At 41.1% G+C, this 14,353-nt stretch carries 15 protein-coding genes; 6 read left to right on the forward strand and 9 right to left on the reverse strand.

Annotated elements, in window-relative coordinates:
* Positions 1-259: 259 nt before the first annotated feature.
* On the forward strand, positions 260-1,222 hold the full coding sequence (locus EGS47_RS09200; protein ID WP_005001963.1) for a 2-hydroxyacid dehydrogenase: 963 nt from the start codon (positions 260-262) through the stop codon (positions 1,220-1,222).
* 20 nt (positions 1,223-1,242) lie between these two features.
* Here the strand turns inward: EGS47_RS09200 and EGS47_RS09205 are convergent, their stop codons facing one another.
* The 3 genes from EGS47_RS09205 to EGS47_RS09215 all read right to left on the reverse strand — a co-directional run bounded on the left by EGS47_RS09205 (position 1,243) and on the right by EGS47_RS09215 (position 3,282).
* Positions 1,243-1,758 carry a hypothetical protein gene (locus EGS47_RS09205; protein ID WP_005001965.1) on the reverse strand — a complete coding sequence of 172 codons (516 nt, stop codon included), beginning with the start codon at positions 1,756-1,758 and terminating at the stop codon, positions 1,243-1,245.
* A 174-nt stretch (positions 1,759-1,932) separates the two neighbouring features.
* Entirely contained in the window at positions 1,933-2,322 is a 390-nt protein-coding gene (locus EGS47_RS09210) for a hypothetical protein (protein ID WP_004985234.1), read from the reverse strand.
* A gap of 81 nt (positions 2,323-2,403) precedes the next feature.
* A complete protein-coding gene (locus tag EGS47_RS09215; RefSeq protein WP_119686745.1) occupies positions 2,404-3,282 on the reverse strand; it encodes a LysR family transcriptional regulator in 879 nt (292 codons plus the stop codon).
* 104 nt (positions 3,283-3,386) lie between these two features.
* Here EGS47_RS09215 and EGS47_RS09220 point away from each other — a divergent pair, with 104 nt between their 5' ends.
* Complete coding sequence (locus tag EGS47_RS09220; protein WP_005001970.1) at positions 3,387-4,274, forward strand: DMT family transporter; 888 nt, start codon at positions 3,387-3,389, stop codon at positions 4,272-4,274.
* A 109-nt stretch (positions 4,275-4,383) separates the two neighbouring features.
* Here the strand turns inward: EGS47_RS09220 and EGS47_RS09225 are convergent, their stop codons facing one another.
* The 4 genes from EGS47_RS09225 to glyQ all read right to left on the reverse strand — a co-directional run bounded on the left by EGS47_RS09225 (position 4,384) and on the right by glyQ (position 8,289).
* Positions 4,384-4,836 (reverse strand): hypothetical protein, encoded by a 453-nt coding sequence (locus EGS47_RS09225; protein ID WP_005001971.1) that lies wholly within the window; start codon positions 4,834-4,836, stop codon positions 4,384-4,386.
* Positions 4,833-5,072 carry a hypothetical protein gene (locus EGS47_RS09230; protein ID WP_004995177.1) on the reverse strand — a complete coding sequence of 80 codons (240 nt, stop codon included), beginning with the start codon at positions 5,070-5,072 and terminating at the stop codon, positions 4,833-4,835. The genes EGS47_RS09225 and EGS47_RS09230 overlap by 4 nt, the downstream gene beginning before the upstream one ends.
* 161 nt (positions 5,073-5,233) lie before the next feature.
* A complete protein-coding gene (glyS, locus tag EGS47_RS09235) occupies positions 5,234-7,303 on the reverse strand; it encodes a glycine--tRNA ligase subunit beta (RefSeq protein WP_125269565.1) in 2,070 nt (689 codons plus the stop codon).
* Complete coding sequence (gene glyQ, locus EGS47_RS09240; RefSeq protein WP_004985249.1) at positions 7,303-8,289, reverse strand: glycine--tRNA ligase subunit alpha; 987 nt, start codon at positions 8,287-8,289, stop codon at positions 7,303-7,305. Before glyQ ends, glyS begins: the two co-directional genes overlap by 1 nt.
* A gap of 177 nt (positions 8,290-8,466) precedes the next feature.
* Here glyQ and EGS47_RS09245 point away from each other — a divergent pair, with 177 nt between their 5' ends.
* The 3 genes from EGS47_RS09245 to EGS47_RS09255 all read left to right on the forward strand — a co-directional run bounded on the left by EGS47_RS09245 (position 8,467) and on the right by EGS47_RS09255 (position 11,064).
* Positions 8,467-9,429: an alpha/beta hydrolase family esterase gene (locus tag EGS47_RS09245; protein WP_125269566.1), complete on the forward strand. Its 963-nt coding sequence runs from the start codon at positions 8,467-8,469 to the stop codon at positions 9,427-9,429.
* Positions 9,430-9,441: 12 nt separating this feature from the next.
* Complete coding sequence (locus tag EGS47_RS09250) at positions 9,442-9,843, forward strand: lysozyme inhibitor LprI family protein (RefSeq protein WP_004985251.1); 402 nt, start codon at positions 9,442-9,444, stop codon at positions 9,841-9,843.
* 108 nt (positions 9,844-9,951) lie between these two features.
* Positions 9,952-11,064: an HPP family protein gene (locus EGS47_RS09255; protein WP_104795175.1), complete on the forward strand. Its 1,113-nt coding sequence runs from the start codon at positions 9,952-9,954 to the stop codon at positions 11,062-11,064.
* A gap of 92 nt (positions 11,065-11,156) precedes the next feature.
* Here the strand turns inward: EGS47_RS09255 and EGS47_RS09260 are convergent, their stop codons facing one another.
* Complete coding sequence (locus EGS47_RS09260) at positions 11,157-11,423, reverse strand: PspC domain-containing protein (RefSeq protein WP_004985253.1); 267 nt, start codon at positions 11,421-11,423, stop codon at positions 11,157-11,159.
* Positions 11,424-11,765: 342 nt separating this feature from the next.
* Between EGS47_RS09260 and EGS47_RS09265 the strand changes: the two genes are divergently transcribed.
* Complete coding sequence (locus EGS47_RS09265; RefSeq protein ID WP_004985258.1) at positions 11,766-12,401, forward strand: hypothetical protein; 636 nt, start codon at positions 11,766-11,768, stop codon at positions 12,399-12,401.
* 76 nt (positions 12,402-12,477) lie between these two features.
* Here the strand turns inward: EGS47_RS09265 and EGS47_RS09270 are convergent, their stop codons facing one another.
* Positions 12,478-14,301 (reverse strand): acyl-CoA dehydrogenase C-terminal domain-containing protein, encoded by a 1,824-nt coding sequence (locus tag EGS47_RS09270; protein WP_119686753.1) that lies wholly within the window; start codon positions 14,299-14,301, stop codon positions 12,478-12,480.
* Between the last annotated feature and the right edge of the window lie 52 nt (positions 14,302-14,353).

Consider the following 14,353-nt stretch of genomic DNA (forward strand, 5'->3'; position numbering starts at 1 on the left):
ATAAGTAACAATTTTTGATTTGTGTGACTTAGTTCAAAAAATTACAAGTGGTTAACTGCGTGAATAAAGTTGAGGAGAAATTATGGAGACAGAAAAATCAATGAATTTGACTCAAAGTTAAAATTTTCAAGCTGAGGAAAAATACGCTGCATCCCTTGCCATTTCAGCTTGATCATAAGTTTTGTATCTGGCGAAAACAAGATAGAATTTTCGTGATAAGTTTTTTATTTTAAATAGCCAATTTACACAAGAGTACATGATGAGTTTAGCTGCTGCATTTTTGGATTATGGTTCTCTGGACATGAATGATCTGGATTTTAGCTCTTTACGGGCTTGTTTTAATGAGCTTCAGTTATATGAAAGTACTGCACCTGAACAGGTGATCGAGCGACTGAGTAATGTTGAGGTGGCCATTAGCAATAAAGTTGTTATAGATGCCGAGACAATTCAACAGCTTCCAAAGTTAAAATTGATCCTCATTTCTGCCACAGGCACCAATAACGTCGACCTGAAAGCGGCCAAAGCACAAGGGATAGTGGTGTGTAATTGTCAAGGCTATGGCACGGCATCCGTTGCACAGCATACTCTGACGCTGATGTTGGCATTGGCTACTTCACTGATTCGTTATGATCGTGCGGTTACACAAGGGCGTTGGCAGCAATCTTCGCAATTCTGCTTTTTGGATTATCCAATACTTGAACTTTCTGGAAAGACCTTAGGAATCTTGGGTTATGGCGAGTTGGGACAGGAAGTTGCTCGTTTGGCTCAAGCCTTTGGCATGCAGATTTTAATTGCCAATTTACCCAACCGACCAAAACATGAAAATGGTTTAGAACTGAATGAATTGTTACCACGAGTGGATTTTTTAAGCTTACATTGTCCATTAACACCCGAGACTCAAAATTTGATTAATGCCAATGCATTCGAGCTGATGAAAAATTCAGCCTTTTTAATCAATTGTGCGCGGGGTGGCATTGTACATGAAGCTGATTTGGTTGATGCCTTAAAGCAAGGAAAGATCGCGGGTGCAGCCACCGATGTGCTGACTGTTGAGCCACCTAGAGAGGGTAATGTGCTACTGGATGCCAATCTTCCGAATTTAATTATTACCCCACACTCTGCATGGGGCAGTGTGCAATCCAGACAACGTATGGTGGAGCAATTGGCTGAAAATGCGCAAGGATTTATTTCCGGTCAAATGATTCGTCAGGTGAATGCCTGAAGCTTAGCCCTCCCAAAGATTTAAGGATTCGCACTTTCGGGCAATGGCGCAGCCGATGTTGCTGGATTGGTCGTAGATGGACTGACCGAACTTGCAGGAGCAGCAACTGCCACTCTAGCAGTCGCTGGTTCTGCTGAGGACTGACTTAAGCTGCCTTGTTCAATCGGAACAGTACCGCCGTTGGTACCCACAACAGCATCTTTGGTCTGCTGCCATTTTTGTTCAGTGTAGGTCTTTGCTTCATTGGCCTTTTGCTGTGCCACTTGGGACTGTTCTGAGCCATAAGCTTTGCTTTCCTGCCATTTTTCACTGATTTTAGCGGAAGACTTATCTGCGCCGCGCTGAATCGAATTTCCTAAACGACTAATGCTTTGCCCAGTTTTATAGGTCAGTACCCGAAAGATATTGGGGTTATCACCATAAGGCATGGTTTTGGGTTGATCTGATGTAGATGTCACGCTTTCATTTGCATTTGCTGCAATAGGTAAAAAAGTAACCAAACTGAGCGTTGCAGCATAAAGGGCATGCTTAAGCATTTTTAGCCATCCTTTTTCTTGATTCTAGAATGTGGGTTATCTTAGCGCATGAACTGAATTTAAGAATAAAAAAGATCAAACTGATACAGCTTGCTACAAGCAATATACAGTGAAGGAGATAAATATAATGAAATAGTTTGCCCCTAATTTGCATTAAGAGCAGAACAGTAAGTCTTATTCACAAGCTGCGACGTTTTCTTTTTTGAAATTGTCACGTAGTGAAAGGAAGTTTGCTTGAACTTGTTTGTCATACAGGTCAAAAGATTTGGCTGAACTGGTGCCATCTTTAGCCACGATCACCGTTCCCGCAGAGATTAAGGTATTGCCTTTAAATACCCAGTTCTCACGCGCACGACCTGCATCCATAATACCTGTAAATTCAATGTTGCAATGATCACCCAGCTTGATCAATTTTGCCTTATTATTTTGGGTATCAGGAAAGGCTTTAATATTGCTGACTTCTTCAATCACACCTACAGTGGTTTCTGGAACAGGAGGAGTCGTTGAACAGGCTGTAAGGGTTAAACAAGTAGCAGTTGCTAAAAAAAGAGTTTTAAGTTTCATCATTCAAGTGCTTACATGTGTTGTTATTGGCTATCAGTATAACCATATTTGTTCATTCAGCGAGAGTGGTGAATAAAAAAATTAAGCTATTTTTTTATTTGAAAATTCTGTTTTTAATAGCGTAATAAATGCATCTCTGGCTTTATGATATTGAACGTTTTGATGCCAGAAAAATTGATTTTGAATTGAGGATAAATGCGCAAAATCAAAACCGCGAATACTGCTGAGACCTTGATATTGTTCATACAAACTTTTAGGAACCAAAGAAACACCAGAACCCGCACTGACGCAGCCAATAATGGTAGCGTAACTTGCGATACCTGTCATGGGTAAGGACAAGTGTTTTAATTTAAGCCATGCTTCGAGTGCTGCACGATAAGGACAACCTTCAGTCCACATAAAAATTTCTTTATCGATCAAATCTTCCTGACAACGAATTTCGCCCATGGATGTTGGCGCAATCAGTACCATATTTTCTTGATAAATTTCAAGTTGATGGAGCAATGGGAAATTTATCTGTCCCGCGACAATGGCACCATCCAGTTTATGTTGAGCGACATCCTGTAAAAGTTGTTTCCATGTTCCTGTCGTAATTTGAACGGAAACATCGGGATACAGTTGATGATACTGAGCCAATAAACGCGGCAGGCGAGTCGTTGCTGAAGATTCAATTGCACCAATTCTTAATGGCCCAGATGGAGCTGCATCAGGATGAATACTACGCTTAGCTTCATCGCATAACGCCAAAATTTTTTGACTATATTCCAGAAAAATCTCACCAGAAGCAGTGAGTTTAAGGGTTTTTCCTTCACGTAAAAAAAGAGGGGCTTTGAGTTCTTGCTCAAGCTGTTTAATACGAGTGGTGATATTGGAGGGAACACAATGCAGTTTAGTCGCAGCTTGAGCCATGCTGCCACATTCCACGATGCTTTGAAATATTCTGAGTTGTTGTATATCCATCGTTTATGATTGAATAAAAATGAATGATAAGCTCAATATAAGTTAATTTTACTCAATCATCTATCGCTTTATGATGCAACTAAGCCCAAGTCTGGTAAGCTTTAATGCATCACTTTTACATCTCATTGCTCAATCATCAGCAGTTCAAACTTTATTTCTCTATTGCTTTGGTGGTGATCTGTTGGGGCTATTCGCCTGTAGGGGTGCATAGCGCTTTATTATCCTATTCACCTGAACATATTGCGTTATTACGCTTTGTGATTGCTTCGGCTGTTTTAGCTGTGATTGCATTTCAGAAAGGAATTGTGATTCCCAAAATACGTGATCTTCCCTTGTTCTTCATATTGGGATTATTTTCTGTGAGCTTGCATCACGTTTTGATCAATACTGGACAGCAGTATGTCACCGCAACGGCTTCAAGTATTTTAAGTCAGTCGATCCCTTTGTTTACTTTGATCATTTCAGCATTGGTGTTTAAAGATAAAATTTCACTGAAACAAAGTGTCTGTATTGTGATGGGATTAACTGGTGCAATTTTAGTGGTCAGTGGCGATCGGGGTTTAGTGTTGCCAAATGCACATAGCTTATTGATTTTATTCGCAGCAATGTGTTGGGCGATTTATTTTGTACTGTATAAAAAATTTGATCTGCCTTATGACTCGATCAGTATGATGTGTTATGTGGTCTGGTTCGGTACCTTGCCTTTATTGTTTTATAGTCCTGATGTGCTTGTGCAAATTCAACAGGCAACTTGGCAGGCAAATCTTGCGGTGTTGTTATTGGGGCTTTTTCCGAGTGCTTTGGCATATGTGCTTTGGGGCTATGTGCTTAAGCAAATACCGTTAATGCAGGCTTCAAATTATTTGTATTGTACGCCTTTGGTGGCTATGAGCATTGCTATCTTGTTTTTGGGGGAACGGCCGTCGATTTATGTATTGATTGGAGGATTAATGATTGTGGGTAGTATTGGGTGGATGAATTGGAAAAGATAAATAGTTATAAATGAAAAATGACGCTGTAAAAAATTCTGTGTAAATGCCTTTTAAATGAACGCGTCTAAACTCTAGCTTTTCCTAGAGTGTGCATTGCTTTATTATTATTTTAAATTCTTGTTGTTGCTACTTCGAATGTTGCATCATTCAATGTACCTTGTTGATGTAACCAAGTTGCTACTTCAGGCCAAGAGTATAATGCAGACTTCGGTGTAGTAACTCCGTACATTGGTCTTGGGAATTGGCCTTTACCTCGTTTACCTAAGGCATATAGTGATAGAGCTTGGCGTGTTAGGTTTGCACGTTCAGCCATTTCAGCTAATGTGGCGAAACCATGTTCTTCAACAATCAGGTCATTAAAGCCAAGCTTTCGAATGTCTGCTAAAGCAGATGTAATTGCCGTCTGTGCATTTGTAGCTTCACGATCAAACTCTAAATAGATTGTATCGTTATAACTGCATAACAGCGCGTCATCACAGCCAGCCTCAAAGAATTGATCTTCAAGATTATCTAAACTATCAAAAGCATCTCGTACTATGACCGTAAAATGGTAAATAGTCATTCTTTAATCCTCTCATCATTACCTTTACATTGATCAGCTTTACGTCTGATTTGCTTCGCATGGTTCTCTGGACTTTTAGGTGTACTCCAAATACTCATTTGATGTTCTGAATGTCCATAAACACATTTCAATCTACAAAATGAGTGAGCGGATTTCCCTGACTCGACTACATACCAACCATTTTCCATAGCATATTGAATGGCTTCTTCAATATGTTTATTAGGATGCTTACTCATTATGAAGAAAAGACCTTTTGAATATTTTATTAGATTGTTGTCTTATGTCAACACGCTTCGTTGATAAATCGAGATTACTTAATAAATATAACCATAAGTTTTTAATCTATGAAAAAACCCCGCTAATTTATAGCGAGGTTTATATTAAAAAACAAGAATTATTAACCCTGCAACATACTCACATCTGCAATCGCATTAAATAAACCACGCAACTGCGCCAGTAAACGCAAGCGATTGGCTTTAAGCTTTGGATCTTCTGCCATCACCATCACGTTGTCAAAGAATGCATCAATCGGCTCACGTAACGACGCCAATTGAGACAAGGCATCGGTATAGTTATGTGCTTCAAGCAACGGTTGTACCACAGGTGTCACACTTTGCAGTGCAGCAAATAATGCTTTTTCAGCATCTTCAACTAACAGCGAGGCATCCACATCACCGACAATCTGACCTTCTTTCGCCAAAATATTGGCCACACGTTTATTGGCAGCCGCCAATGCCTGTGCTTCTGGCAAAGTTTTAAAATGATTGACCGCTTTAACGCGATGATCAAAATCGAGTGGTGATTTTGGTGATAATGCCTGAACCGATTGAATCACATCAATGGCAACGCCTTGATCTTCATACATGGCACGGTAACGCGCTTCAATAAAGTTCAAGGCTTCATGTTGTGCTTTGACTGGCTCACGTAACTTGCCATGATAGTTTTCAGAAGCGATTTTGGTCAGTTCTACCAATGGCAAATCCAACTCTTTTTCAATCAATAGACGCAATACACCAATCGCAGCACGGCGTAAGCTGAACGGGTCTTTTGAACCTGTCGGTGCTTGACCAATGCCAAAAATACCGACTAAGGTATCTAAACGATCTGCCAGTGCAAGTGCCGTACCCGTTTGAGTTTGCGGTAAAACATCACCTGAAAAACGTGGTAAATACTGCTCGGCAATCGCATCTGCAACTTCGCTTGGTAAACCTTCCAAACGTGCATAATAGGTTCCCGCAGTGCCTTGTAATTCAGGAAATTCACCAACTAGCTCAGAGGTCAAATCGCATTTTGCCAAAAGACCAGCTTGTTCTGCGGCAGCGCGATCACCCTGCGTCAACGTGGCAATTTGGCTAGCTAATTTGGCAATACGCTGTGATTTATCCCAGAGTGTTCCAAGTTCTGCCTGAAACACCATGTTGGCTAATTTGTCTTTACGACTAGCAAGCGGTTGTTTTTGATCTTGCAAGAAAAAGAATTCTGCATCGCTTAAGCGTGGACGTACGACTTTTTCATTGCCTTCAATGATTTGAGTTGGATCTTTCGATTCAATATTGGAAATAGTAATGAAGTAAGGTTGTAGTTTGCCTTCACTATTGACCAGGCAGAAATATTTTTGATTGTCCTGCATGGTAGTGATCAAAGCTTCTTGTGGTACAGCAAGGAAGCGTTCTTCAAAACTTGCACGTAACGCAACTGGCCATTCCACCAACGCTGTGACTTCGTCCAGCAAGTCAGCAGGGACAATCGCGCTCGCATTAACTTCATCTGCCAATTGTTTCACTTGCTGCTGAATCATGGCTTGACGTTTGGCAAAATCAGCCACGACATAGGCGTTTTCAAGTGCAGTCAAATAATCATTAGCATGCGCCAAAGTGATAGCTTCAGGCGCATGGAAACGATGACCATAGGTCACATTGCTGGCTGAATGATCCTGAATCGTAGCTGGAATGACTTGATCATCTTTAAGTAATACGACCCATTTTACTGGACGGACAAATTCGGTACGACTTGCAGCAGAACGCATGCGTTTAGCAATCGGTAAATTGTCTAACGCCGTTTGTAGAATATTTGGTAATAATTCATCAAGGCTTTGGCCTTTGATGTCTTTGTAGTAGCAGACTTTCTCAACTTTACCAGCCTGAAAGGTCGATACTTGATCCGCCTCAATCCCTTGACCACGCATAAAGCCTTCAAGGGCTTTGGTCGGTTTGCCTTCGCTATCATAAGCAGCCTGAAGCGCAGGGCCATCAAAGCGTTTTTGTGTATCCGCCTGAGCGCCATCAACATCCACAATTTTTAAAGCCAAGCGACGTGGTGCAGCATAGGCTTCCACTGTTGCAAAGTTTAAGCCCGCATCGGTTAAACCTTTGATGGTTTCTGCTTGTAGCGCATCACGTAATGTTTTTAAACTTTTTGGTGGCAGCTCTTCACAGCCAAGTTCAAATAAGACCGTATGTTGACTCATTATTTGTTCTCCGCTTTTTGCGCTTTGGCTGCATCACTTTCTGCTTGTGCTTTGAGTTGGGCTAAAACTTCATCACGTAAATGTGGCTCTGCCATTGGAAAGCCAAGTTCGGCACGCGCCTGAACATAACTTTGCGCAATGGCGCGAGCTAAAGTTCTTACACGCAAAATATAACGTTGACGCTCGGTGACTGAAATTGCGCCACGCGCATCCAATAAGTTGAAGGTATGCGATGCTTTAACCACTTGTTCATAGGCAGGTAAAGACAGTTTTGCCTCAATTAAACGAACTGCTTCTGATTCATAAAAATCAAATAATTCAAATAATTTCTCGACAGGGGCATATTCAAAGTTATAGGTCGATTGTTCCACTTCATTTTGGTGGAACACATCGCCATAGGTCACGGTTCCAAATTGACCTTTAGTCCAGACCAAGTCATAAACCGAATCAACCCCTTGTAGGTACATCGCCAGACGTTCTAAACCATAGGTAATTTCACCTGTGACTGGGTAACACTCAACACCGCCGACTTGCTGGAAGTAAGTAAACTGAGTGACTTCCATACCATTGAGCCAGACTTCCCAACCTAAGCCCCATGCGCCGAGTGTTGGAGATTCCCAGTTATCTTCGACAAAACGAATATCGTGAGTCAGAGTGTCAATCCCAATCGCCTTGAGGGAGTCTAGGTAAAGCTGTTGGATATTGTCTGGGTTTGGCTTAAGTACCACTTGAAATTGATAATAATGTTGTAAGCGGTTTGGGTTCTCACCATAGCGTCCATCTTTCGGACGACGCGAAGGTTGCACATAAGCGGCATTCCATGTTTCAGGGCCAAGTGCACGTAAGAAGGTCGCGGTATGGAATGTACCTGCACCCATTTCCATGTCGTAGGGTTGTAGAACGACGCAGCCTTGTTCGGCCCAATAGTTTTGTAGGGCAAGAATTAAGCCCTGAAAGGTATCAATATGCGATATGGCGCGACTCATGGTGCATCCACTAATAAAATCAAAGAAAAATTGCGTTCAAGTATAAGGATTTTAAAGGGGAGTGGCAAAGGTTCTGTCGAGTTCTTGCGAATAAAAAATAGCGGAGATTAAACTTCATCTTTTCTGCTGAATTTAGGCGTAGATTAGAGCTAAAAATAAACACAAAGGTTAATCGACATGGCCGACTTCAGAAAAATATCTAAACGATGGTGCGCGATATTCGGTGTCTTTGCCCTGATCATGCATACCCTTTCAGCTCAAGCGGCATGGTTGGCAGAGCGGCCACTTGCACAAAAAATAAAGCAAAAATTTGAACAAAGAACAACTGAGAACAATTCGCTATCATCACAATATCTTCAAGTTGATGCTATGCAGCGCAGCTATCAATTATATATCCCATCTTCTGCAAGGCAATCTGCTCGCCCAGTGGTGATTGCATTACATGGCGGAGGAGGCAATGCCAATCAAATGCTGAAACGCTGGCAAGCCATTGCACAACAACAAAACTTTATTTTAATTACGCCACAAGGCATAGGTGCAAATAGCAAAATGGGAACATGGAATGCATACGGTTGTTGTGGTCAAGCCGTGCAGAAGCAGGTAAATGATATTAAATTTATTCAGGTGGTTCTAAAAGATGCATCGCAGCATGCACTGCTTGATCCGCATCGAATTTATGTAGTGGGTTTTTCAAATGGAGGAATGTTGACGCATCAATTAGCCATCCACATGGGGCGACAACTGGCTGCTGTCGCGATCGTGTCAGGTGCATTATTTGGAGATGAAGCAATAGCAAAAGATGCAGTGCCTATTTTAATGATTCATGGTGAAAAAGATTCGGTGGTGCCTTTTCAGGGAGGAATAAGCCCAACTCGATTTGTTGCTAAAGCACAGCAACAACCGTTTCAATCGGTTGCTTATGCGATGAATTACTGGAAGACGGTCAATCAATGTCAAACAAAAGGCTTTATAGAGCAAACAGCACATTTTAGGATTGAAAAAAATCTAAACTGCAAAGCTGATGTCGTACTTTATGATATTGATCAGGGGCAACATGTCTGGCCAACTGCTGATCAGGCAGATGAAGGATTTGATGCGACGCAAGTGGTTTGGAATTTTTTCAAACAGCATGCAAGTTAAAAGGAGGGAGAGATGACCAAGCTCAAAAATAGCTTATTTTTACTGAGCCTAATTTTCTTGGTAGAAACTGCAAATGCGCAGAATCCTGTTGAGTCAGATTTATATAGCCAATGCGTGGAAGAAACGATACAGAAGCAGCATTTTCCGAGTATTAATAACGCAGTGGTAGACGTCTGTAGTGGATACGCCAGAGGTCTTTATGAAAAGCAGATTGTACAATTGCTAGATCAGATCAAAACAACTGGAAGTCCTGAGCGATATAACAAGATTATGAAGTCACAGCAGCTTTGGAAACAATATGTCGATCAGGAATGTCAAAATGCAGGGGATTATATAGGTTCTCCAATGTATGGATTTTGTCCAATGCTTGAATATCAACATCGGGTAGAACAACTACAGGAATACATCAATTAAAATGATGAGCAAATTTTCTGATTCTCTTAAGATATAATACAAATACATTTTTAAGAAAAATCCGCTTATACTTTTGTAACTCAGGCAAGATCAAAACCTAGGTGAGCGGTGAGAGATATACAGCAAGATTGGCTTTCAGCCTTAAAACCAAATTTCAAGATTCTTCCTTTAAAAGAACGACTTTTTTGTAGCATCGGCGCATTATGTGGTTTAGCCATTTCTTCACTCATTAGCTGGTATGTCTTGGGTGGCATAAATCCATGGTATATCGCGCCGATGGGGGCATCCTCTGTTTTGTTATTTGCTGTCCCATCAAGTCCTTTGGCGCAGCCGTGGAATATGCTGATCGGGAATACTATTGCTGCTACTGTGGGAGTCGCGTGTTCCACGTGGATTCCAGATTTAACGAGCGCATTTAGCTTGGCAGTAGGTCTCACTATTTTTCTGATGATGACTAGCGACTCATTGCATCCTCCCAGTGGCGCAGTTGCAATCACCGCGGTGTTAGGCGGAGAGGCTGTTCACCGTTTAGGTTTTAACTTTGTGATATACCCAGTGTTACTGAATTCAGTATTATTGCTGGCATTTGCCTTGTGTTTTAATCGATTGATTGGCCGACATTATCCTTATCCAAAACATCTTAATTCACGTTCTAAAGACCCGACACCGACACAAAAGGTCAGTATTCAGCCACAAGATATTCAACGTGCACTGCATGAACACACAGAGTTGCTCGATATTAGCCAATACGATCTGGAAAAAATCATCTTGGAAGCGCAGGAGCTAGCCCACCAACGCCAAGTCAATGTCTATCGATGTCAGGATATTATGAGTAAAGACCTTATTACACTCGATGAAAATGATGATATTCATAAAGCACTAGATAAATTTAAATACAATAATCTCATGAGCTTACCTGTTATTCACAAGGATAATCATATTGTGGGGACATTGGCTTTATATGATGTGGTGGAATGGTTTAAACGCGCGGCAGATCCGAGAGCTTCATGGGAGCATCTGGTCAAACAAATTATGAATCGCAAAGTGGTAACGGTGATGCCGTTACAACCTATTCAGGATTTGGTGCCTTATTTTGTGGAAAAATCGTTTAACTATATTCCTGTGGTTCAGGATCAAAAATTGATTGGAATTATTAGCCGTGCCGATATGATTGCCGCATTACAACAGCAGTTAGTGCATATTCAAGCGTCATCAGGTTGATTGAGCATTTTTAGCCAAAAAAAAGCTACGATTGCATTTTAGGGGGATCACAATCGTAGCGACCAGAATAACAAGGTCAAATGATGTTGGGTTTAACGTCTCATCCGTTGTTCTTCATGTACTGTTCGAATGGGCTGCTGATAGCTTTGCTGATATGGCAGACGTTCAGTTTGTTTGGGCATAACCAACCATAAAATCAGATACACCAATATGCCAGGGAAAGCAGCACTCATGACCGAAATGATGACGAAAATAAGCCGTAATAAATTTGCATTCCAACCAAAACGTTCAGCAATACCGCCCATGACACCGGCGATCAAATGTTGTCGGTTAGAACGATATAAACCAGTATTGGCCATTCAGAATATCTCCTCAGATAAAAATAAATACATCTCCAATTTATGTTTTGGGTATGTAATTTATAAAATGGGGAAGATCTCAACGCTTTAAAGGTATATAAGCTAAAAAATCGTTATTTTATGTAAGCAAAATCACTGACTAAAAGCTGAAATAGATAAACTTGCACCAATTTCACGCAGAATTTGAATTTTTTAAATAAGATCAATCTCTCAGTGTGAGATCCAGAACATAATCATGATCTTAAATTTATGATATGGCGTTATTTCCCTGAAAATAGAGGAAAACGCTAAAGATACTCATCTATGTCTTATTCAAAAAACGCTTCGGTAAGGTTTACGTTGATGCAAACACGGTTGCTATTGGTGTTGTTATTCAGTCTCGGATTATCAGCATGTGATCAACATCATGCTCAGCCTGATATTGCATCAAGCGATCCTATGGCAGCGTCATCCGTTGCAGAAGATTCCGCTCATGATGACGAAGATCAGGGCAGTAAATTGGTGGATGTCGCTGGTCAGGCAACATTGCCAGTTGAAACACCGCCGAATCAGAAAAAGTCTACGTCATTGTCTCCAGAGGCATTGAAATATACTGGACGTTATCATGTACACATTCCTTGTTCTGATCCAGTTGCGCTTTGCAAAGAGCCTGAAGGACAGATTGATTATGTGATCAGCTTATTGCAGGATGGAACGGCTTACCGCCAAAGAATTAGTACAGGGCGGATCGTGATCGATGAAAGACAAAACACTAAAATATCTCAGCCAGATGCGTGGACAATCGATAGTGCTCAGAAAGAAATTAGTGTCAGTGTTTTTGGTGGAGGAAACCTTTATTTTAAAATTATCGACTCTGAACGTATAAAAACCGATCTGGATAAAATTAAAAATACAAATAATGGCGAAAACCGTAGAAATTTGGGTGAGAATTTCGTTTTACCTCAGAAAAGCCGTATCCTGACTAAGCTTACTGATTAGATGGAAATAGAAAGTAAAAGTAAAAAAAAGGATGCCTCAAAGGCATCCTTTTTGATCACTGGAGTTTTAACGAGACTTAGTAGTCAAAACTAAAATGCTCTGGTGCTAATGATGTTAATGCACGAGATGGTGTAACCATTGATTCAGCATGACCTTGTGCACGTGGCAACAAACGATCAAAGTAGAAATCTGCAACTTTAATTTTGGCTTTATAGAATTCAGGTGTTTCTTTACCGTCACCTGCTTCTAGTTTCTCAGATGCAATCACGGCTTGTTGTGCCCAGAAATAAGCCATCATGGCATAACCTGAGAACATTAAATAATCTACTGAAGCAGATGAAACGATGTCACGGTCTTTACGTGCAGCGAGCATGATGCGGACAGTTAAAGTATTCCATTGCGCACAGATTTTGGTGAGATCCCATGCAAAGCGACGCAAGTATTTGTTACGTGCATGACGGCCACAGAATTTTAAAATTTCAGCAGTATAGTCACGAACGACTTTACCTTTAGACGATAACAGTACTTTACGACCAATCAAATCGAGTGCTTGGACACCAGTAGTACCTTCATAAAGTGTTGAGATACGTGCATCACGAGCAATTTGCTCCATGCCCCATTCGCGAATATAACCGTGACCACCGTATACTTGCATACCATGATTCGCAGCTTCCAAACCAAGCTCAGTCAAGAAACCTTTTAGAATCGGGGTAAAGAAGCCCAGTTTGTCGTCATAGTCTTCAAATTTAGCTTGGTCACCTGTAATTAATGCGTCGGTCATTTTATCTGCAAGTTGTGCTGCATGATAAATCATTGAACGACCACCTTCCGCGATGGCTTTTTGGGTGAGTAACATACGACGTACATCGGCATGATGAATGATTGCATCAGCGACTTTATCTGGATCTTTTTTACCAGAAAGGGCACGCATCGACATACGATCTTTGGCATACGGTAACGCACCTTGGAAAGACAATTCAGCATGCGCAATACCCTGAACCGCCGTTCCAATACGGGCTGTATTCATAAAGGTAAACATCGCATGCAGACCTTTATTCACTTCACCAATCAGGTAACCTGTTGCACCGTCAAAATTAAGCACTGCTGTTGCAGAAGCTTTAATTCCCATTTTGTGTTCAATTGATCCACAAACAACACCGTTACGCTCACCTACACCGCCATCCGCAGTAGGGAGGAATTTAGGCACGATGAACAATGAAATACCACGTGTACCCGCAGGTGCATCTGGAAGACGAGCCAATACGATATGAATGATATTATCCGTTAAGTCATGCTCACCCGCAGAAATAAAGATTTTAGTACCAGAGATTTTGTATGTGCCGTCTGCCTGTGGTTCTGCTTTAGCTTTAACTTGTCCCAAATCTGTACCACATTGTGGTTCAGTTAAACACATCGTGCCAGACCAAGTTCCTTCAACCAGCTTTGGCATGTAAGTCGCTTTTTGTTCATCTGTACCAAATTGTATGATGGTATTCATACAACCCATGCTCAGACCTGGATACATGGTAAATGACCAGTTTGCCGTTCCCATCATTTCAGATTTGATCAGGTTTAATGACATTGGTAAGCCTTGACCACCAAATTCTTCTGGATAAGACAGACCTTGCCAGCCACCTTGTACGAACTGGTCGTAAGCTTCTTTAAAGCCTTTTGGCGTTTTCACTTCACCATTGTCAAAATGACAACCTTCTTCATCACCACTTTGATTAAGCGGCGAAAGTACATTTTCACAGTAGTCGGCTGCGCCTTCTAAAATCATATCTACTGTATCTGCATCGGCATTTTCACCGTTAGATAACGTTTTATAGTGAGAAGCATAATCAAATACTTCATTCATTAAAAAGCGAATGTCACGGAGCGGGGCTTTATACGCTGGCATAGTCTTTAATCCTAAATTTAGAAATAGTTCTGGATTATCTGTATCGATGCTA

This window comes from Acinetobacter sp. FDAARGOS_515 (assembly GCF_003938865.1).
GTDB lineage: Bacteria > Pseudomonadota > Gammaproteobacteria > Pseudomonadales > Moraxellaceae > Acinetobacter > Acinetobacter ursingii.